This is a genomic window from Mycolicibacterium arabiense, from assembly GCF_010731815.2.
GTDB classification, from domain to species: Bacteria; Actinomycetota; Actinomycetes; order Mycobacteriales; family Mycobacteriaceae; genus Mycobacterium; species Mycobacterium arabiense.
Genome location: NZ_AP022593.1, coordinates 4,144,676 through 4,166,641 on the forward strand (window position 1 = coordinate 4,144,676; position 21,966 = coordinate 4,166,641).

8 protein-coding genes are annotated in these 21,966 nt (G+C 69.6%); 3 read left to right on the plus strand and 5 right to left on the minus strand.

Going from position 1 to position 21,966, the window contains the following annotated elements; genetic code table 11:
• The first annotated feature begins 208 nt into the window (after window positions 1-208).
• The 3 genes from fadD32 to G6N61_RS21595 are packed head-to-tail and all read left to right on the plus strand — an operon-like array spanning window position 209 to window position 9,277.
• Window positions 209-2,098: a long-chain-fatty-acid--AMP ligase FadD32 gene (gene fadD32, locus G6N61_RS21585; RefSeq protein ID WP_163920835.1), complete on the plus strand. Its 1,890-nt coding sequence runs from the start codon at window positions 209-211 to the stop codon at window positions 2,096-2,098.
• A 53-nt stretch (window positions 2,099-2,151) separates the two neighbouring features.
• A complete protein-coding gene (gene pks13 / locus G6N61_RS21590) occupies window positions 2,152-7,689 on the plus strand; it encodes a polyketide synthase Pks13 (RefSeq protein ID WP_163920838.1) in 5,538 nt (1,845 codons plus the stop codon).
• A 4-nt stretch (window positions 7,690-7,693) separates the two neighbouring features.
• Window positions 7,694-9,277: an acyl-CoA carboxylase subunit beta gene (locus G6N61_RS21595; RefSeq protein ID WP_163920841.1), complete on the plus strand. Its 1,584-nt coding sequence runs from the start codon at window positions 7,694-7,696 to the stop codon at window positions 9,275-9,277.
• 98 nt (window positions 9,278-9,375) lie between these two features.
• On the opposite strand, the gene G6N61_RS21600 is transcribed toward G6N61_RS21595, so the two are convergent.
• Genes G6N61_RS21600 through G6N61_RS21620 form a run of 5 tightly spaced genes read right to left on the minus strand, consistent with a single transcriptional unit; the run spans window position 9,376 to window position 21,962 of the window.
• Window positions 9,376-10,254: an MBL fold metallo-hydrolase gene (locus tag G6N61_RS21600; protein WP_163920844.1), complete on the minus strand. Its 879-nt coding sequence runs from the start codon at window positions 10,252-10,254 to the stop codon at window positions 9,376-9,378.
• Window positions 10,255-10,263: 9 nt separating this feature from the next.
• The gene (locus G6N61_RS21605) at window positions 10,264-13,512 is read right to left on the minus strand and encodes an arabinosyltransferase domain-containing protein (protein ID WP_163925002.1); all 3,249 of its coding nucleotides are present in this window, start codon (window positions 13,510-13,512) and stop codon (window positions 10,264-10,266) included.
• Between the two features lie 2 nt (window positions 13,513-13,514).
• A complete protein-coding gene (locus G6N61_RS21610; protein ID WP_235887241.1) occupies window positions 13,515-16,766 on the minus strand; it encodes an arabinosyltransferase domain-containing protein in 3,252 nt (1,083 codons plus the stop codon).
• Between the two features lie 58 nt (window positions 16,767-16,824).
• Window positions 16,825-20,091 (minus strand): arabinosyltransferase domain-containing protein, encoded by a 3,267-nt coding sequence (locus G6N61_RS21615; RefSeq protein ID WP_407666283.1) that lies wholly within the window; start codon window positions 20,089-20,091, stop codon window positions 16,825-16,827.
• The gene (locus tag G6N61_RS21620; RefSeq protein WP_198339311.1) at window positions 20,088-21,962 is read right to left on the minus strand and encodes a galactan 5-O-arabinofuranosyltransferase; all 1,875 of its coding nucleotides are present in this window, start codon (window positions 21,960-21,962) and stop codon (window positions 20,088-20,090) included. The genes G6N61_RS21615 and G6N61_RS21620 overlap by 4 nt, the downstream gene beginning before the upstream one ends.
• Window positions 21,963-21,966: the final 4 nt, after the last annotated feature.

Here is a 21,966-nt window from a genome sequence, read left to right on the forward strand (position 1 = left end):
AAGAGAAACGTAAGAAACAAGCGGTTCGCCGAACTGCGCCCGTGTCGATCCGTCGATCGGGGAACCGACCGGTAAAGCCCGGTAGGATTTCCAAGGTTTGGCATCTGCGGGGCCTGGCTGTGTTTCGACGATCGGTCGATGGCCGCCCGCGGACGAGCCGCTGCGAGACACGGCACTTCGCGACCATGCGGTCTGACAGGAGAGTTTGATGGGATTCCACAATCCGTTCCTCAAGGACGGGCTGATCAAGTTCCCGGACAACGGCAGCTTGGTCAAGCACGTCGAGAAGTGGGCGAAGGTGCGTGGCGACAAGCTCGCCTACCGCTTCCTGGACTTCTCGACCGAGCGTGACGGCATCGCCCGCGAACTCAACTGGGCCGACTTCGGCACGCGCAATCGTGCCGTGGGTGCGCGCCTGCAGCAGGTGACCGAGCCCGGTGACCGGGTCGCGATCCTGTGCCCGCAGAACCTGAACTACATCGTCGCGTTCTTCGGCGCGCTGTACTCGGGCCGCATCGCAGTGCCGCTGTTCGACCCGTCCGAACCCGGCCACGTCGGCCGTCTGCACGCCGTGCTCGACGACTGCCAGCCGTCGGCGATCCTCACGACGACCGAGGCCGCCGAGGGCGTCCGCAAGTTCTTCCGTAGCCGCCCCGCCAAGGAGCGTCCCCGCGTCATCGCCGTCGACGCCATCCCGGACGAGGTCGGCGCCACCTGGGTGCAGACCGACGTCGACTTCGACACGGTCGCCTACCTGCAGTACACCTCCGGTTCGACGCGCGTCCCGACCGGCGTGCAGATCACCCACATCAACCTGGCCACCAACGTGGTGCAGATCATCGAGGCACTCGACGGTGAAGAGGGCGACCGCGGTTGCTGCTGGCTGCCGTTCTTCCACGACATGGGTCTGATCACCACGCTGCTGGCACCGATGATCGGGCACTACTTCACGTTCATGACCCCGGCCGCGTTCGTCCGCAGGCCCAGCCGGTGGCTGCGCGAGATGTCGGCCCGCCCCGACGACACCGGCGGTGTCATCTCGGTGGCGCCCAACTTCGCCTTCGATCACGCTGCCGCGCGCGGCCTGCCCAAGGACGACGAGCCGCCGCTGGACCTGTCCAAGGTCAAGGCGGTCCTCAACGGCAGCGAGCCGATCTCGGCCGCCACCGTGCGCAGGTTCAACGAGGCGTTCGCCCCGTACGGCTTCAAGCCCCAGGCCATCAAGCCGTCCTACGGCCTGGCCGAGGCGACGCTGTTCGTGTCGACGACGCCGATGGGCGACCACCCGAAGATCGTGTCGGTGGACCGCGAGGCGCTGAACACGGGCACGTTCGTCGAGGTGCCGGACGACTCGCCCACCGCCGTCGCGCAGGCGGGTGCAGGCAAGGTCGGCATCGCCGAATGGGCCGTCATCGTCGACGCCGAGACCGCAACCGAGCTGCCCGACGGGCAGATCGGCGAGGTCTGGATCAGCGGACAGAACATGGGTCAGGGCTACTGGGGCAAGCCCCAGGAGACGGTCGAGACGTTCCACAACATCCTCAAGTCGCGCACCACCCCCTCGCACGCCCAAGGTGCGGCGGACGACGCGACGTGGGTGCGCACCGGTGACTACGGCGCCTTCCACGACGGCGAGCTGTTCATCACCGGCCGCGTCAAGGACCTGGTGATCATCGACGGCCGCAACCACTACCCGCAGGACCTCGAGTACTCGGCGCAGGAAGCCACGAAGGCGCTGCGTACCGGCTACGTCGCGGCGTTCTCGGTGCCAGCCAACCAACTGCCCGACCACGTCTTCGACAACGCGCACGCGGGTCTCAAGCGCGACCCGGACGACTCCAGCGAGCAGTTGGTGATCGTGGGGGAGCGGGCACCGGGTGCCCACAAGCTCGATCCCGGACCCGTCATCGACGACATCCGCGCGGCGATCGCCGTGCGGCACGGCGTGACGGTCCGCGACGTGCTCCTCACCCCGGCCGGGGCCATCCCCCGGACCTCCAGCGGCAAGATCGGCAGGCGCGCCTGCCGGGCTGCCTACCTCGACGGCAGCCTGCGCGCCGGGAAGGTCGCCAACGACTTCCCGGACGCGACCGAGTAACGCGAACACCGGCGGCCTCCTCGGCCGCCCGACGGCGAAAGTGAACAGTGCACATGTCTGAATCCCAGGACGCCTCCGTTCCTTCGCCGGAGGCGGCAGTCGAACCGACGTCGCCGGACGCGGTAGTCGAACCCTCGCCGGTCCTCTCCGAGGCCGTCGCGGCCGACAAGGACCAGCCGAACCGCGTCGACGTCTCGGTGCCCGAGATGCGTGAGTGGCTGCGCAACTGGGTGGCCAACGCGACGGGTCAGTCGCCCGACAGCATCAACGAGAACGCGCCGCTCATCGAGCTGGGCCTGGCCTCGCGCGATGCGGTGGCGATGGCCAGCGACATCGAGGACTACTGCGGGGTGACGCTGACGGCCACGATGGCCTTCCGGCATCCCACGATCGAGGCCCTCGCCACGTTGATCGTCGAGGGCGAACCCGAGATGGAGGAGGCCAGCGACGAGGACTGGTCCCGTCAGGTCGACGAGGGCCGGACGAACATCGCGATCGTCGGCGTCGGCACGCGGTTCCCGGGCGACATGAACACCCCGGACGAGATGTGGGAGGCGCTGCTCGAGGGCCGCGACGCGATCACCGATCTGCCGGAGGGACGCTGGTCGGAGTTCACGTCCGAACCGCGGATCGCCGAGCGCGTGGCCAAGGCCCGCACCCGGGGCGGCTACCTGTCGGACATCAAGGGTTTCGACGCCGAGTTCTTCGCCCTGTCGAAGATGGAAGCCGACAACATCGACCCGCAGCAGCGGATGGCGCTCGAGCTGACCTGGGAGGCGTTGGAGCACGCCAGGATTCCCGCGTCCAGCCTGCGCGGCGCCAACGTCGGCGTGTTCGTCGGCAGCTCGGTCAACGACTACATGTTCATGTCGGTCGCCGATCCCGCGGTCGCGCATCCGTACGCCATCACCGGTAACTCGAGCGCCGTCATCGCCAACCGGGTGTCGTACTTCTACGACTTCCGCGGGCCCTCGATGGCCATCGACACCGCATGCTCGTCGTCGCTCGTCGCCGTACAGGAGGGCATCAAGGCCCTGCGCGCAGGCGACGCCGACGTCGTGGTGGCAGGTGGCGTCAACGCGCTGATCACTCCGCTGGTGACGCTGGGCTTCGACGAGGTCGGCGGCGTGCTGGCGCCCGACGGCCGGATCAAGTCCTTCTCCTCCGACGCGGACGGATACGCGCGCTCCGAGGGCGGCGGCATGGTCGTGCTCAAGCGGCTCGAGGATGCCCGCCGCGACGGCGACGACATCCTGGCGGTCATCGCCGGCGGCGCGGTCAACCACGACGGCCGATCCAACGGCATGCTCGCGCCCAACCCCGACGCGCAGGAAGCAGTGCTGCGCAAGGCATATCACGACGCAGGCATCGACCCGAAGACCGTCGACTACGTCGAGGCGCACGGCACGGGCACCATCCTCGGCGACCCGATCGAGGCCGACGCCCTCGGCCGCGTCATCGGCCGTGGCCGCGCGGCCGACCGTCCGGCGTTGCTCGGCGCAGTGAAGTCCAACGTGGGTCACCTGGAGTCGGCTGCGGGCGCCGCGAGCCTCGCGAAGGTCGCGCTGTCGCTCAAGAACGACAAGCTGCCGCCGTCGATCAACTACGCGGGCCCCAACCCCTACATCGACTTCGACCGCGAGCACCTCAAGGTCGTCGACACCGTCAGTGACTGGCCGCGATACGGCGGCTACGCCGTGGCAGGTGTCTCCGGCTTCGGCTTCGGCGGCGCCAACGCGCACCTCGTGGTGCGCGAGGTGTTACCCAGCGATCTGGTCGAGCCGGAGGCCGAGCCCGACGTCGTCGTGGTCAAGCCGGCTACCGACGAAGCCGACGTCGTCTACGTCGGCGGGGTGCGGATGGACGAGTACGGCGAGTTCATCCACGACGACGAACCCGGCGAGGACGAGTTCAGCGTCACCGCGAGCAACGGCGAGGTCGAACCAGAGCTGCCCGGGCTGACCGACGAGGCCCTGCGCCTGCTCGAGATCGCCCGCGAGGAACTCGAGGCCGCCGAGGCCGAGAACCCGCCCACTCCCATCGTGCCGCTTGCGGTTTCGGGATTCCTGACGTCGCGCAAGCGTGCGACGGCCGCCGAACTGGCCGACTGGATCGAGAGCCCCGAGGGGCAGGCGTCGTCGCTGGAGGACATCGGCCGCTCGCTGTCGCGGCGCAACCACGGCCGGTCGCGCTCGGTGGTGTTGGCACACGACAAGGATGAAGCGGTGAAGGGCCTGCGGGCCGTCGCCGAGGGCAAGCAGAGCCCCCTGGTCATCTCGTCCGACGGTCCCGTGACCAACGGCCCGGTGTGGGTGCTCGCCGGTTTCGGTGCGCAGCACCGCAAGATGGGCAAGAGCCTGTACCTGCGCGATGAGATCTTCGCCGAGTGGATCAACAAGGTCGACGCCTACGTCCAGGACGAGCGCGGCTACTCGGTGGTCGAACTGATCCTCGACGACTCGCAGGACTACGGCATAGAGACCACCCAGACGGTGATCTTCGCGATCCAGGTCGCCCTGGGCGAGACGCTCAAGGCGCACGGCGCGAAACCCGGTGCGCTGGTCGGTCAGTCGCTAGGTGAGGCCGCGGCCGCCTACTTCTCCGGTGGACTGTCGCTCGAGGACGCCACCAGGACCATCTGCTCGCGCGCACACCTCATGGGTGAGGGCGAGGCGATGCTGTTCGGGGAGTACATCCGCCTGATGGCACTGGTCGAGTACTCGGCCGAGGAGATCAAGACCGTGTTCTCCGACTTCCCGGACCTCGAGGTGTGCGTCTACGCCGCACCCACGCAGACGGTGATCGGTGGCCCGCCCGAGCAGGTCGACGCGATCATCGCCCGCGCCGAGTCGGAAGGGAAGTTCGCCCGCAAGTTCCAGACCAAGGGCGCCAGCCACACCCAGCAGATGGATCCCCTGCTCGGGGAGCTGGCGGCCGAGATCCAGGGCATCGAGCCCCGCCCGCTGGACGTCGCGTACTACTCGACCGTCCACGAGGGCAGCCTGGTTCGCGCCGGTGCCGACCCGATCCACGACGTCGAGTACTGGAAGAAGGGGTTGCGGCACAGCGTGTACTTCACGCACGGCATCCGCAACGCCGTCGACAACGGGCACACGACGTTCCTGGAGTTGGCACCGAACCCGGTGGCGCTCATGCAGGTTGGTCTCACGACGGCCAGTGCCGGACTGCACGACGGTCAGCTGATCCCCACGCTGGCCCGCAAGCAGGACGAGGTCGACTCGATGACCTCGGCGATGGCCAACCTCTTCGTGTACGGCCACGACCTCGACTTCCGCACCTTGTTCGGCAAGGGTGGATTCGCGAACATCCCGCCGACCCGCTTCAAGCGCAAGCCGCACTGGCTCGACGCCCACTTCACCGGCGACAGCTCCGCGGTGATCCCCGGCAACCACGTCGCGACCCCCGACGGCAGGCACGTGTGGGAGTACCAGGCGCGCGGCGCGGTCGACGCCGCTGCGCTGGCGGCCCTGGTGAAGGCTGCTGCGACGCAGGTGCTTCCGGACGCGCAGCTGACGGCGTTCGAGCAGCGCGCGGTCCCGGCCGAGGGTGCGAAGCTGGTCACCACGCTGTCGCGCCATCCCGGTGGCGCGACGATCCAGGTGCACGCCCGCATCGACGAGTCCTTCACCCTGGTCTACGACGCCATCGTGTCCCGCGGCGGTGCGGCCAGTGCGCTGCCTGCAGCCGTCGGTGCCGGGGCAAAGCTCGACCTCGGTTCCGTCGCAACGGATTCCGCGGTGGCGCAGGCGCCTGCCGAACCCGAGGAGGACGACGCCGCGATCCTGCAGGACAACCTCACCGCGGGTGCGGGGCTGGCCGCCGGATTCAAGAAGTGGTCGCCCGAGTCCGGTGAGACCATCGGCGAGCGACTGGGCACCATCGTCGGCAGCGCCATGGGCTACGAGCCCGAGGACCTGCCGTGGGAGGTACCGCTGATCGAGCTGGGTCTCGACTCGCTGATGGCGGTGCGGATCAAGAACCGGGTCGAGTACGACTTCGACCTGCCGCCGATCCAGCTGACCGCCGTGCGCGACGCCAACCTGTATGCGGTGGAGAAGCTGATCCAGTACGCGATCGAGCACCGCGACGAGGTCGACCAGATCGCCGAGGACCAGAAGGGCAAGACGGCAGAGGAGATCGCCGCAGCGCAGTCCGAACTGCTGGGCGGTGCGTCCACGGTCGCCGAACTGGAGGCCAAGCTGGCCGAGGCGGGGCATCCGATCGCCACCGAGCACGCGGCCGTGCAGGAGATCACGCCGGACGCCATCGCGACCGACGCCGCGCTGGTCCCGCCGAAGTCCACGACCCCGTCCGGCCCAGCAGTGCCCCCGCCCCCGACCAACCCGTCCGGCCCGGCCGTGCCTGCACCCCCGACCAACCCGTCCGGCCCTGCCAAGCCTGCTCAGTCCGCTGCGGCTGCCGCGGCGGGCGTGCTGAACCAGCAGGCCGTCGCCGCGGCGCTGAACTCCGACGTGCCGCCACGCGATGCGGCCGAGCGGGTGGCGTTCGCGACGTGGGCCATCGTCACGGGCAAGTCTCCGGGCGGCATCTTCAACTCGCTGCCCGCACTGGACGACGCGGCGGCCGAGAAGATGGCGCAGCGCCTGACCGAACGCGCCGAGGGCACGATCACCGCCGACGACGTCCGCAAGGCGCAGACCATCGAGGAACTCGCCACCACGGTGCGCGAGTACCTCGAGGCCGGTGAACTCGACGGCTTCGTGCGGTCCCTGCGCAAGGCCGACGACGACCGCGACGTGCCGGTGTTCGTGTTCCACGCCGCGGGCGGCTCGACGGTGGTCTACGAGCCGCTGCTCAAGCGACTGCCCGGGGCGACCCCGATGATCGGGCTGGAGCGCGTCGAGGGGTCGATCGAGGAGCGCGCGGCGGTGTACGTGCCGAAGCTGCTCGAGATCAACGGCTGGACCGACGGCCGCACGGGCAAGCCGTTCGTGCTGGCCGGCTGGTCGCTCGGCGGTGCGCTGGCGTACGCCTGCGCGATCGGGCTGAAGCAGGCGGGTGCCGACGTCCCGTTCGTCGGCCTCATCGACTGCGTGCGCCCGGGTGAGCCGATCCTGCACACCAAGGAGGAGACCCGGAAGCGCTGGGACCGCTACGCCCGCTTCGCCGAGAAGACGTTCAACGTGGAGATCCCCGAGATCCCCTACGAGGAACTCGAGAAGCTCGACGACGGCGAGCAGGTGCAGTACGTGCTCGACATCGTCAGCCAGGCAGGCGTGCAGATCCCGGGCGGCATCATCGAGCACCAGCGGACGTCGTACCTCGACAACCGCGCGCTCGACACCGTGGACATCCAGCCGTACGACGGCCACGTGGTGCTCTACATGGCCGACCGTTACCACGACGACGCGATCACGTTCGAGCCCGCGTACGCGACCCGCAAGCCCGATGGCGGCTGGGGCGAGTTCGCGTCGGACCTCGAGATCGTGCCGATCGGGGGCGAGCACATCCAGGCGATCGACGAGCCGTACATTGCGAAGGTCGGAGCGCACATGAGCGAGGCGCTCAACCGCATTCAGGCGGGACGCAGGGACGAGAAGAGGTCGTAGCGACGTGACGGCAGACGCAGCAGCACCCACTCCGGTCCGGGCGCACACGACGGCGGAGAAACTCGCCGAACTGCGCGAAAAGCTGGAACTGGCCAAGGATCCCGGCGACGAGAAGGCCAAGAGCCGTCGCGACCGCAAGGGCATTCCGTCGGCCCGCGCGCGCATCCACGCGCTGCTCGATCCGGGCACGTTCTTCGAGATCGGCGCGCTGGCCAAGACGCCCGGTGATCCGAACGCCCTGTTCGGCGATGGCGTCGTCACCGGGCACGGCATGATCGACGGCCGTCCGGTCGGCGTGTTCAGTCACGACCAGACCGTGTTCCAGGGGTCGGTCGGCGAGATGTTCGGCCGCAAGGTGGCCAAGCTGATGGAGTGGGTGGCCATGGTCGGCTGCCCGATCATCGGCATCAACGACTCCGCAGGCGCGCGGATCCAGGACGCCGTGACCTCGCTGGCCTGGTACGCCGAACTCGGGCGCAGGCACGAGATGCTGCGTGGCCTGGTCCCGGAGATCTCGCTGATCTTCGGCAAGTGCGCCGGTGGCGCCGTCTACTCGCCGATCCAGACCGACCTCGTCGTCGCCGTCCGCGACCAGGGCTACATGTTCATCACCGGACCCGACGTCATCAAGGACGTCACCGGCGAGGACGTGACGTTCGACGAACTCGGCGGCGCGGACGTGCAGGCGCAGCGCGGCAACATCCACCAGGTGGTGGAGAGTGAGGCCGCGGCGTACCAGTACGTGCGCGAATACCTGAGCTTCCTACCGTCGAACCACTTCGACGACGCCCCGATCGTCAATCCAGGACTCGAGCCCGAACTCACGCCACACGACTTCGAGCTGGACTCGATCGTGCCGGACTCGGACAACCAGGCCTACGACATGCACGAGATCCTGCTGCGCATCTTTGACGACGGCGACGTCTTCGAGATCGCCGAGCAGCGCGGACCGGCGATGATCACGGCTTTCGCTCGGGTGGACGGGCGGCCGGTGGGCGTGATCGCCAACCAGCCGATGCACCTGTCCGGCGTGGTCGACACCAACGCCTCCGACAAGGCGGCCAGCTTCATCCGGTTCTGCGACTCGTTCAACCTGCCGCTGGTGTTCGTGGTGGACACCCCCGGTGCGATGCCGGGCGTCGAGCAGGAGAAGGACGGCATCATCAAGCGGGGCGGTCGCTTCTTCAACGCCATCGTCGAGGCCGACGTGCCGAAGGTGACGATCGTCGTCCGCAAGGCCTACGGCGGCGGGTATGCGGTGATGGGCTCCAAGCAGCTGTCCGCGGACCTCAACTTCGCCTGGCCGACCGCGCGCATCGCCGTGATCGGCGCCGAGGGTGCGGCCCAGCTGTTGGTCAAGCGTTTCCCGGATCCCAATGCGCCCGAGGTGCAGAAGATCCGCGCCGACTTCATCGAGGGCTACAACGCCAACCTCGCCGTGCCGTGGATCGCCGCCGAGCGTGGCTACATCGACGGCGTCATCGAGCCGCACGAGACGCGGCTGCTGCTGCGCAGTTCGCTGCGTCTGCTGCGCGACAAGCAGCAGGCCAACAAGGTGCTCCGCAAGCACGGCCTCACCCCGATCTAAGCCTCACCTCTTCCGGCGAGCGTGCGTGTCTGCGGGCGACACGCCGAGGCAGAACACGACTTTGCGCACGCTCGCGTAGGGGTTGGGGAGCCGCCCCGCTAACGCGCGGGCAGGTCCAGCCAGTCGTCGACGGCGAACCCGTCGCCGCGAGCCACGATGGTCACTCCGCCGTGGCCGGGGTAGTGGGCCGGGATCACGGCGGCGCGAGCGCGCGCGGCCTCGGTGAACACCCGCTTGCGCGTCACCGCGGCGGCTGCGGCGTCGACGTCGAACGCGCACGGATCGGCCGGTCGCGGAATCTGGATGGGGCAGTGGGTCAGGTCCCCGACGAACACCGCGGACCTGCCGGCGTCGAGCCACAGCACCGACGAGCCGGGCGTGTGGCCGGGCGCGGGTCGCAGCCGCAGTGACGCGCTGAGTTCCATGTCGTCGGCCCACAGCCGGGTCTGGTCGGCGACGGGAAGGATGCTGTCGGAGAACACGATTCGCATGGCATCGGTGGCGCCGTCGCCGTCGGGCGCGAAGAACCGGTAGTCGGCCTCGGGCATGACGTACTGCGCGTTGGGGAACGTCGGCACCCACTGGCCGTCGCGTGACCGGGTGTTCCACCCGACGTGATCGGTGTGCAGATGGGTGTTGACCACCACGTCGACGTCGTCGGGGTGGAATCCCGCGTCGGCCAGTGCGGCCAGGAACCCGGTCTCCAGATCGTTCAGCACCGGGATGCCGGGCCGCTCGCGCCCGTCGCCGACGCCGGTGTCGACGAGCACCGTCAACCCGTCCACCTCGATCACCCAGGTCTGCATCACCACGCGCCACCGCCCGGCGGCGGGGTCGTAGAACGACGGCACCAGGAGGTCGGCGTGCTCGTCCCACGCCTGCGGTGGCGTCTGGCCGAACATCGCCGTGGCGACGTCGAACTCCCACTCGGGCACGCGCGTCACCGTGGCGTCGCCGAACCGCACCCGATCCACCATGGGGCGACTCTAGGGTGCGATCCGGATCTGACCCGGGCTGTAGAGCCCGCTGTGCGTCTCACTGCCGAGATCGATCTGGGCGGGCGAGGCGTCGACGATGGTGTCGAAGCGGCGCAGCGAGCCCCAGTCCTGACCCCAGTCGTTGGACAGGTAGGTCGACATCACCGACGCCCGCAGCAGCAGGTCGGTGATGCCGAGCAGGCCGCCGTTGAGGCCGTCCTGCCAGGTGTCGGTGCTCTGCAGCTTGGCGTAGTAGTCCGGTGAGATGCGGAACTTGGGCACGTCCGTGACGCCGTTGGCGTGCAGCATCGGCTGCTGGCATGGGAACGCGAGCCCGACCGCCCAGTCCATCAGGACCGGTTGTTCGGAGCCGACGTACTCCTGCACCGACCGCACCTCCGGCACGCGGGGCGGGGTGACGGCGATCCAGTCGCCCTGTCCCAGTGAGAGATCCTCGGCGATGACCCGTACGGCGACGGCGTCGGCGGGGATCTGCTCGCGCGGGAAGCGCAGGTTGCGCCACGCCGGGGTGGGCCCGACGTCGTACGGGCTGACCCGGCCCGCGGGCACCGGCGCGCCGTCGGGCCCTGCCGTCGCGTACTCGAGTTCGACCTTCTGGCCGGTGTCGACGCCGTCGGCGACGCTGCGCCCGGTGATCGTTCCCGCTGCGGTGATGACGACGAGCGGGTGTGCGTCGTCGGCGGCGGGCAGGCCGTACCAAGCGGAGGCGAGCCGGCTCTCCTGCTGTGCCCCAGTCGAATACGTGCCGGCGACCGGTACGCGCCGCGGATCGAGTCCGTAGGGCAGCGGCACTCTCGACCCGTTGACACCCGGCCGGGGCAGCCGCACCGACCGGTTCCAGTCGGCGTCGGTGCCCGGCTGTGGGTTGTTCAGCCTGATGGCCTCGGCGATGATCCGGTCCGGAACCCCGTTGGGGGAGAAGCCGGTTGGCCCGGTGCCGCCCAGCGGTCCGAGATCACCGAACTCGCCGGGCAGCGGATTGAGGAAGCCGGCGTTGGAGTCGGGTTCGACGAGTACGTCGTCGGCCATCCCGCAGCCGCCTGCGAAGGCCCGGACGTTGGCCCAGCCGTTGGAGTACGTGGGGTACTGCCGCACCACGCCGATCACCATGGAGGCCACGCCCACCAGGACCATCAGACCGGCCGCGATCGGGATCGGCGCCGCAGTCAGCTCGTCGACGATGGGTGAGGAGTGCCGCGACGACAGGTGCAGCCAGAACGCCCACAGTGCCGCGACGGCGAACAGTGCGAAGAACACCGCGCTGACGGTGATACCACCGAGCTGCGGTACGGAGTTGTTGTACGGCGCACCGAAGTTCGAGACGTACCACCAGCCGTTGGTGGAGGCGAAGCACATCGCCAGCACGAACATGACCAGGGCGAGGAACGCCATCCGGTTGCGGGCCGAGCGCAGCACGATCGGCGACATCAGCACGGTCGCCAGCGCCGCCATCGCACCGCCCACGGCGGCGAACAACCCGAAGTGGTGAATCCACTTGGTGGGGGTGAACATCAGGAAGAAGATCGTGGCGAAGATGACGCCCATCAGACGCCAGGCAGGCCCGCGCGCGACGCCAGGGACCCGCTTGCGCCGCAACATCAGGAACAGCGACGGGAACAGGCACAGCACCGTGAACAGGAACGCGACGCGACGCGAGATGGCCGCGTCGGTGGTCGGCAGGATCAGGTAGTAGTAGCGCAGGATCTCGGTGTACCACTCCTGGCTCGGGCCGATGGCGGTGCGAATCCTGGTGGCCTCCAGCACCGTTGCCAGTGTCTGATCCGCGAAGACCACGGTCAGGACGACGGTGCCTGCGGCCAGCAGCGGCAGGATCAGCGGCCAGGTGCCGAAGAGCTGGCGCCTGCGCATGAGGATCCGCAGGATGGGGCGGCCGCCGGCGACCAGCGCGGCGACCGCGATGAGACCGGTGGGCTGGATGCCGAGCGTGAACGCCGCAGTGATGATCGCGAGCGCGGCCGGGGTCAGCCGCCCCGAGGTGATGGCCCGCTCGATCAGGACGTAGGTGATCAGTGCGCCGGTGGCGATCTGGCCTTCGGGGCGTAGGCCGTTGTTGAACGGCATCCACGCCGCCAGCAGCACCAGTCCCGCCGCCCACAGCGCAGGGCGGCTCGCCGTCACGGCCGGTCCGAGCCGGGGCACAACTTCCCGGGACAGCAGCAGCCAGCAGACCAGCGCGCAGATGAGGTCGGGTAGCCGGATCCAGATGCTGGCGTCGCTGATCCTCGTCATGAGCGCGAGGACGTTGTAGTACCAGCCGAACGGGTCCTCGGGGCTGCCGAACCAGCGGAAGTAGTTGGACATGTAGCCGGCGTGGTCGGCGACGCGGGCCATGCCGAGGATGTAGCCGTCGTCGGACGAGTTGGCGCCGATGACGTACCAGAGACCGAAGCCGCCGACGACCACGCCGTCCACCGCGGACAGGGTGCGCCAGCGCGACGGGATGAGCCGGTGCATCCGGTGCCCGTCGGCGCGGTCGAGGCGCCACAGGGCCAGGAGCGCGATGACGGTCGAGACCATCGCCAGCAGCATGGCGGTCAGCTTCAGCGCGGTCGGGTGCGTGGTGAAGCGCGTATCGATGGTCGCCGAGAACTGCATGCCGGGCGGCGCGGGTCCGGTCAGGTCGGTGAACACGCCGACGATGGCAGGCCGCAGGTTCGGGTCGGCGAAGCCGGTGCGCTGCGGCTTGCCCTTGTCATCACCGGTGAGCTGGGTCAGGCCGACGAAGTCGGCGAACGTGCCGTCCAGCGACGACGTGATGTCGAGGCGACTGCAGCCGGCCATGCGGTCGCGGTTCACGCTGGCGACCACGACGTTGCGGACGATCACGTCGACGCGGGCGTTTCCGCTCGCCGGGCCGCTGCCTTGGCCCCTGCCGGAGGTGACGTTGACGAGCATGGCGTTGAGCGCCGCGTCGCGGCCGGTGGGCGGCGCGGTGCCGAACACCAGGCCCCCTTCGGGGGGCATCGACGCGATCACCGAGCACGGCACCGATGCGGTGAGGCTGACCGGGGCGAGCGAGATCAGCGGTGCCGTCACGTCCTCGAATTGGCCCTGCTGGGGCCAGTTCAGGGTGGCGGTGGTCTGGGTGACCGGGAGCAGTGGGGTCGCGACGGCCAGCACGAAGCCGATGAGACCGGCGATCGCGGCGACCCATCGGGCCACCTTCGTGTCGTTCGCCGAGTGCACTTCGGCGGCTCGTTCGCCGTCCTTCACCATGGTCACTTCAGCGCCCTGATCGGGCCGCGGCGGTTCCAGCCGAACACCTGGGTGGAGCCTTCCTCGATCGATGCGTTCGGCGCGTCGTCGCGCGGGACCACCCGGATGTAGCGCTCGATGGATCCCCAGTCGCGGTACCAGTCGTCACGCAGGTAGGTCGGGATCGCCGACGTGCGCAGCAGCGCCTGGATGAACAGGAACGGTCCGCCGTCGTCGGCCGACTGCCACTGGTTGGACGAGGACACCATCTGCTTGAAGTTCGGCAGCACGCGGTACTCGGGCAGCTCCGCGACGCCGAGGTGCTCGGTGAACGGTCGCTGGCACGGGAAGTTGGCTGCCGTGGCGATGTCCATCAGGACCGGGGTCTGCGTACCGAGGAACTCCTGCGCGGTGGTGAGCACCGGGACGCGTGGAGGCGTGAAGCCGAACCACTGGTCTTCGGACAGGTTCGGGTCGTCGGCGACGATCCGTGCCACGTTCGCCTCCGGGGGTGCCGTGGTCAACGGGAATCTCAGGTTGCGCCATGCCTTCTGCTCGAAGATGTCGATCGGCTGCACCTCGTTCAAGGCCTGGTACGAGCCGTCGGGACGGTGCACCCCCCACTGCAACTTGAGGGACTGGCCGTAGCTGAACGCGCCGTCTTCCTCGTAGTACCAGATGGCCCCTGCGGCGGCGACGGTGACGATCGGCCGGTCGGGCGTACGCGGCGGCAGCTGGTACCACGCCGAGGTCGCCTCGGCGGCGACGGTGTTCTCGTCGAAGCTGCCCATCACCGGGGTCCGGGCGGGGTCGAGGCCGAACGGCAGGTAGACGCGGGAGCCGTTGACGCCCTCGGGTCCGTAGCCGCCGCCGGTGCCTGCCGCGTAGCCGATGCCGATGTTGGGCTTGTCGACGGGTCCGTCGGAGTTGGCCAGCCCGGGGTTGGCTGCCACGGGTTCGGCGGGCTCGAGGGTGTCGCTCACGCCGTTGGGCGTGAATCCGACGGGGTCCTCGCCGCCGAGTGGTCCGTACTCGCCGAAGCGTTGACCCGGGACCGGTTGCAGCATCCCGGCGTTGGTGTCGGCCTCGACGAGCACGTCGTCGGCCATGGCGCAGCTGTCGCGGGACAGTCCCGAGACGAGCGCGTCGGCGTTGGCCTTGGCGGTGGTGTACGCGGGGTAGCGGCCGGCGCCTGCCTTGGCCATCGATCCCACCTCGAGCAGCACCATGATGATGGCCACCACGAGCAGTGGGGTGGACGCCAGTGCCCGGTTGCGTCCGGTGTCGGCGACCTCGGTGTGCCCGGCGTAGTCCATGCGGAAGTGCAGCCAGGCCGAGAGCAGGCCGCAGGCGATGGCCAGTACCAGGAACAGCGTCGTCACGGGCTGGCCGAAGATCACGGGTTGTTTGTCGAACCACGGCACCCCGTAGTTGCCGACGTAGAACCAGCCGTTGATCGCCGACGTCGACCACGCGAGCACGAACAGCAGCGCGGTGACGTAGAGCGCGAGGTTGCGTCGGCTGTGCAGCCCGACGCGGGCGAACGCGAACGCGGTGACCCCGCCCAGCGCGCCGGTCAGGCCTGCGAAGGCGCCGAACTGCGCTGCCCACTTCGTCGGGGTGAGGACGAGCACGAACAGGCCGATGACGGTCGATCCGGCCAGCCGCCACACGGGTCCGTTGACGGTGCCGGGTACGCCCCTGCGCCGCAGCAGCACCATCAGTAGGCCGATCAGGCACAGCAGCAGGATCAGCACGGCGAAGCGGCGGGGCAGCGACCCGTCCACGCTGTCCTCGACCGTGAGGAAGTAGTAGCGCAGGAATTCCTGGTACCAGGGGATGGTGGGGCCGATGACGTACTTGATGCGGACCGATTCGGCGACCGTCGCCAGCGTCTGATCGCGGAACACGACCACGAAGATCAGGGAGGCGGCGGCGATCAGCGGGACGAGCTGGGCCAGCAGTCCGTCCACGGGGCGACGGGCGGAGATGATGCGCGACACCGCGCGCGAACCCACCAGCAGCGGCGCCAGCACCACCAGCCCCTGGGGTGCGAGCGTCACGCTGAACACGACGATGACCACGGCCAGCGCCACCGGCCACAGCCGGCGGGTGCTGATCGCGGTCTCCATCAGCATCCACACCGCGACTACGCCGAACGCGATCAGCGGTTCCGGTCGCAGGCCATTGTTGAACGGCAACCACGCCGCGAGGAATACCGCGCCAGCGGTCCACACCGCCACCCGGTTGCGGTTGAGCCGGCGCCCGAGGCGGGGCAGCACCCAGCGGGAGAGCAGCAGCCACGTCCCGAGGCCCGCGAGCGTGGCGGGCAGCCGCATCCATACGCCCGCGGTGCTGACGGCGGCGAGGTGGGCGAGCACAGACTGGTACCAGTCGAACGGCGCCTCCGTGGTGCCGAAGAAGCGGAAGTAGTTGGCGGCGTAGCCGGCTTCGTCGGCGACCCGCGCGACGGTGAGGTTGTAGCCGTCGTCGGAGGACGTCGCGCCGATGACGTGCCACAGCAGCAGCGTGCCGACCACGATGACGTCGGCGATCCAGGTGGCCAGACCTGCCCGCCAGAACCGCCGTCCGGCCCGCGGGATGCGCCTGCCCGCGGTGCGGTCCAGCAGCACCAGCGCGGCGATCGACGCCAGGGTCGCGAGCACGCCGAGGACCATCAGCACGGTCTTCATCGGCGTGGGCGTGGTGATGAAGCGGGTGTCGACGTCGATGCGCGCGCTCAGCCCGGGCTGCGCGGCCACCTCGAGGTCGGTGAAGACGCCGGCCACCTGGGGCTTCTTCTCGATCGGGACGGTGCCGGTCGCACCGGGGATGCCGATAAAGTCGGCGCCGACGCCGCCCGGGTCGGCCCAGACGTGCAGCGTGCTGCAGGCGCCGCTCTCGACGGCGGGCCGCGGCGCGACGGTGGCCACCTGGTCCCGGAACGCCACGATGACCGACTCGGCGTCGGCCCGTACGAACAGCCCGTTGCGGCCCGCGTCGATGCCGCCCGCGGGAATCGTGGAGAAGACGACGCCGCCCGCCGCGGGGAGCGTGGCCACCGCCCGGCAGGGGATCGACGCGTCGAGCGACAGGGGTGCACCGGACACCAGCGGCGCGGTGACGTCGGTGACGAGGCCGTCGGCGCCGGGGGCCTGCGGCCACAGGATGGTCGCGGTGGTCTGGCGAACGGGGAGCAGCGGGGTCAGTGCGCAGAGCAGGATCCCGCTGATGCCCGCGATGATCGCGATGAGTCGAATGGTCCGGGCGGGCACGACGCTCAAGGGTAAGGGACGCACTCGTGTGCTCCGCGCCGCCATGCGGGTGGCGGGGTCACGACAATCTGAGCGGTCCCGGGCTCCACAGCCCGCTGCGGGTCTCGTTGCCAAGATCGATGCGCGCCGGTTCCGCGTTCGGGTACCAGGGCGTCAGCGACTGGAGCGCACCCCAGTCGCGGAACCAGTCGTTCTCGAGGTACGTCGGCACGGGGTTGGCGCGCACCAGGAGTTCGGTGATGCCGAGCGGTCCGCCGCCGATGTAGTCCATCACCGGGGAGTTGGCCTCTGCGCCGAACCGGTCGGGCAGGATGCGCCACTTTGGTACTTCGGTGACGCCGTTGTTGTGCCCGAACGGCCGCTGGCACGGGAAGGCGAGGCCCACCAGCCAGTCGAGGAGCACGGGGTCGGTCGAGCCGACCACGTCCTGCAGCGTGCGCAGTTCGGGGATGCGTGGCGGCGTGATCGCCATCCAGTGGTTGGGTGCGAGGTCCTCGTCGGAGGCGACGATGCGGACCTGGGTGGCGTCGTCGGGGATCGCCGTCATCGGGGCGCGCAGGTTGCGCCATGCGGGCACCGCGCCCACGTCGGCGAGGCCGAGCCCGCCGCCGGGCTCGTCGTCGGCTGCCTGTTCGTCGGTGGCCCACTGGACCGTCAGCTCGCCCGGGTCGAAGCGGCCTGCCGCGGCCACGACGAGCAGGGGTCCGCGCTCGTCGGCGGGCGGCAGCCGGTACCACGCCGACCGGAGCCGGGACGGCTGCTGGTTGCCCGACCGCCAGCTGCCCATCACGGGCACCAGGCGCGGGTTCAGGCCGTAGGGCAGCCGGGCGCGTGAGCCGTTGATGCCCGCGGCGGTCGTGGTGCCGCCCTCGGTGCCGGGCTCGCTACCGCTGGCCGCGGAGTCGTCGGTGTCGGCGAAGTTGTCGCTGCCCTGGGGCTCCATCACCGGGTCGGCCGACACGTCGGTGGGAATTCCGTTGGGACTGAAGCCCTGCGTGGTCGTCGCACCCAGTGCGGCGGCGGCGGGAACGCCGATCGGCTCGAGCAGACCGCCGTTCGGATCCTGTTCGACGAGGACGTCATTGGCGAGTCCGCAGGTCTTCCCGGTGAGCGCGTCGAGGTTGGACCGGCCGACCGACCATGCGGGGTACTGGTCGATCATCGCCAGCGTCAGCGAGACGACCTCGAACATGACGACGAGCCACACGGCGATCGCGAGCGGCGCCTGCCCGACCCGCGACCATCGTCGCGGCTTGCTGGGTGCGGTGTCCGATCGACCGGAGAAGTGCAGCCAGGCCGCGACGAGGAGCGCCAGCACCGACAGTCCGAGCAGCATCGTGGTGAAGCCGAACTGCCACTCCGGGAACGAGTTCGACCACGGCACGCCAAAGTTCGACACGTACCACCAGCCGTTGACGGTCGCGAACGACAGCGCGGCGACGAACAGCACGATGGCGGTGAACACCGTGCGGTTGCGCCGCGACTTCATGGCGGCGGCGGTGACGGCGACGGCGGCCAGGGCGCCCAGCGACCCTGCGAGGCCGGCGAACACGCCGAAGTGGTGCGTCCACTTGGTGGGGGTGAACATCATCGCGAGGAACGAGATGATGGTGATGCCGATGATGCGGCGGCTCGGGCCGAGTGCGGTGCCCGGGATCCGGCCCTTGCGCAACGACATCGCCACCGACACCGCGAGGGCGAGCAACAGGGTCAGTACCGCGAAGCGCCGGGCTACCGAGCCGTCGGGGCTGGTGGTGAACAGCCGTTCGTAGCGGATGTGTTCGTCGAACCAGCTCAGGCTGGGGCCCACTGCCGACTTGAACGCGCTCGCCTGCAGTTCCGCCGTCAACGTCTGATCGCGGAAGATCAGGATGATGGTGACCGTGCAGGCGGCGAGCACCGGGGCCAGCAGCGCCAGGTAGCCGAACCGCGAGACGTGTTGGCCGACAATGGTCTTCAGTGGACCGATGGCCACCAGCAGTGCGCCAATCGCCGCGATGCCGGTGGGTCCGGAGAACAGCGTCAGCGCTCCGATGATGACGGCGATCGCCACCGGGAGCAGGCGGCTGGTGGCGACGCCGCGTTCCACCGAGCACCACGTGAGCAGGATGCCGAGCGCGATGATCGGCTCGGGGCGCAGTCCGTTGTTGAGCGGCAGCCAGAACGCGAGGAATAGGCCGGCGGCGGTCCAGGCCGCCACGCGGGAGTGCTTGACGGCGTGCCCGAGCCGAGGGATGACCTCGCGGCTGATCACCCACCAGCAGGCCAGCCCCATCAGCAGGGTGGGCAGCCGCATCCAGACGCTCGCGGTGCTCACGTGCGCCCACAGGGCGAGTAGGTCGTAGTACCAGCCGAACGGTGATTCCGGTGTGCCGAACCAGCGGTAGTAGTTGGCCATGTAGCCGGCGTTGTCGGACAGCCGGGCCATGGTCAGGATGTAGCCGTCGTCGGCGGTGTTGGCGCCGACGATGTGCCACCACACCATGACCGCCGTGACCAGTCCGTCCAGCGGCGTCAGCGACCACCAGCGCGGCGGCAGGAAGCGACGGTGCCGGACGCCGTCGGCGACGTCGAGGCGGTGCAGGGCGCCGAGCGCGATGAGCGTCATCACGACGCCGATCACCATCGCGAGCGTCTTGAACAGGGTCGGCGACGTGCTGTAGCGGGAGTCGATCGTGGCGGTGAACGTCAGGCCCGGCGGGGCGGGGCCGGACAGGTCGGTGAAGACGCCGACGATCTGCGGCCGGAAGTCGTAACCGCCGCGCTCGCCGCGCAGCGGTGCGCCCGGGTCGTCGGACTCGGGCCCCTTCTCGAGGCCCACGAACTCGCCGGTGACCTCGTCGGCCTGCGCGGTGAACGTCAGCCGCTCGCACGCGGGGCTGAGCACCTCGTCCAGCGGCGCGCTGACGACCGGGGTGTTGCGCACGATCATCAGCACGTCGTCGCCGACGCGCTCGATCAGCAGGCCGCGGTCGATGGCCTTCGGCGCCTGCTTGGGCACCGTGGACAGCAGCACGTTGCGCCCAGTCGTGAGGCCCGCGGCGGCGCTGCAGGGGATGCTGACGTCCATCGACGTCGGCACGTAGCCGATCAGCGGCGCGTCGACGCTGGTCAGGACGCCGTTTTGCGGCCAGTTCAGTTCTGCGGTGGTCTGCTCGACCGGCAGCAGCGGAGTGGCCACGGCGAGCAGCGCGCCGAGGAGGCCGGCGACGATGGCGATGAGTCGCACGGTCCGGTGGTTCGACACCCCCGCGGCACCCTGTCGGCTCACGGGGCTAGATGTTAGTGGTCTGGATTCCGCAGGCGTCTCGCGCTCGTCGCTCACTTGCGGATCGCCAGCACGAACGGGCCGACGTCGGCGGTGTTCCAGCGCGGATCGTCGAACAGCGCGGCGTCCAGCGCGACCTGGTAGCGCCGGACGTTCGGCTGATTGGGGTAGACGTCACTGGCCAGCCGCAGCGTGTAGGTGTCGTTGGCGCCGTGCCGCATCAGGAAGACCGTCGGTGGCTGCCACGGCAGCCCGTCGAGTGAGGCAATTAGGTCGTCGGCGTCGGTCAGCGTGGCCCAGCCCTCGATGACGGCCGACCGCTCCTCGAACTGGGCGAGCGGGTTCGCGTAGTGCGACGTCAGCCCCTGGAAGCCGTAGTAGGGGTAGTAGGCGAGGAAGCCGAAGTCCGCGGTCATGACGACGGTCTCGTTGCGCGGCCTACCGGTCGCCGCGGTGATGCGTGCGTCGACGTCGGCGTAGTAGCGCTCGGCGCCGGGCGGGCGCCGGTCGGCCCGCTGGCCGTAGCCGTCGGTGTCGGTGTAGGCCACGGCGATGTCGCCGCGCAGCACGTTGGGGATGTCCTGGCTGAACGTCATCGCCCCGATGGCGCCGACCACGGTGGCGCCAGCGAGCACGCGCCTGCCCGTCGTCGGCGTGACGCGGGCGGCGAGCATCCGGGCGGTCGCGATGAACCCGAACACGCCCGCGGCAGTCAGCAGCACGGTCAGCGTCGGCTGCAGCCGGAAGGAGAGCAGCGTGGTGCCCGCGAGCGTGGTCAGCATCGACAGCAGCGACCACGCGTAGACGGCGATTACGCCGATCGCCAGGCCACCCGCGCGGGTGGAGCTGCGGGCGTAGACCACCAGCCACAGCGTTCCCAGGAGGCAGAGCGCGCCGAGCAGCGTGAACGACAGCATCGGGAACGTCAGCTGCGCACCGTCGTCGGGGAGGTAGTGCTGAGCGGTCCCGCGGTCGGCGGGTGCGCCCCTGGCGGCGGCAAGCAGGTACGGCCCCCAGCCGATCAGGGCGATCGCACCGGAGATCACGGCAATGACGCCCAGCCGCAGCAGCGAGTCCCATCGTGCGCGACCCTTGCCGGCCAGGACGAGGACCAGCGCCATGAGCACGATCGTGAACGCCGCGTAGCCCAGCAGCAGGGTGTAGAAGAGTGCGGCGAAGCCCAGGAACAGCCCGACCCCGATCACGGCCGCCCACCCCCGCGACCCGGGCCCGGTCCTGGCCCGCCCCCGCAATCCCGACCACGCCAGCACGAACACCGGTGGCAGCAGCACGGAGATGATGGCGGCGTAGGGCTCGGTCGACGAGTAGGCCAGCGTGGTCGCGGTGGTGGCGGTCGCCACGGCGAGTGCGTACTCGAAGCGAATCATGAACGCCCACAGCGCCAGTGCGACGGCGACTGCGGCGGTGATCGAGATGATGGCCCAGGGCTTGAACGCCTCCCAGCCGGGCATGCCCGTCAGCGCGGCCATGCGCCCGCCCAGCCAGAACCAGCCGGGCGGGTAGTAGGGCGGCAGGCCGATGTAGGTCATGTCGTGCGGAACGGCGGAATCGGTGAGCCGCGTGAGGTACTCGGTGCGGAACTGCTGATCCACCGAGACGCCGAACAGGTACAGCTTGGTGGCTCCGAGCGGCATGGCGAGGGTGACGACGGCGAACGCGGCCAGGAACGTCACGCCGGCGGCGCGGGCCAGCCACTGCCTGCCCCGGCGCCACAGCCAGCCCGCGGCGAAGATGCCTGCCAAGGCGCCGAACTGGCCGACGGTGGTCAGTGCGTGCAGCTGGTTGCTGGAGTTGAACGCGGGCCATTCCACCCTGGCGATCGCCGCCAACGCGACGACGGCGACGACCACCGCGACGGCTGCGGCACCGACCATCGCGGCCGCCGCCCGGCCGGCTACGACTAGCATTTCA

What these genes read in the sequence shown, in the direction of transcription:
- fadD32 (WP_163920835.1), top strand. Translation starts at nt 209, where the DNA reads ATGGGATTCCACAATCCGTTCCTCAAGGACGGGCTGATCAAGTTCCCG.
- G6N61_RS21620 (WP_198339311.1), bottom strand. Translation starts at nt 21,962, where the DNA reads ATGCTAGTCGTAGCCGGCCGGGCGGCGGCCGCGATGGTCGGTGCCGCA.
- G6N61_RS21605 (WP_163925002.1), bottom strand. Translation starts at nt 13,512, where the DNA reads ATGGTGAAGGACGGCGAACGAGCCGCCGAAGTGCACTCGGCGAACGAC.
- pks13 (WP_163920838.1), top strand. Translation starts at nt 2,152, where the DNA reads ATGTCTGAATCCCAGGACGCCTCCGTTCCTTCGCCGGAGGCGGCAGTC.
- G6N61_RS21600 (WP_163920844.1), bottom strand. Translation starts at nt 10,254, where the DNA reads ATGGTGGATCGGGTGCGGTTCGGCGACGCCACGGTGACGCGCGTGCCC.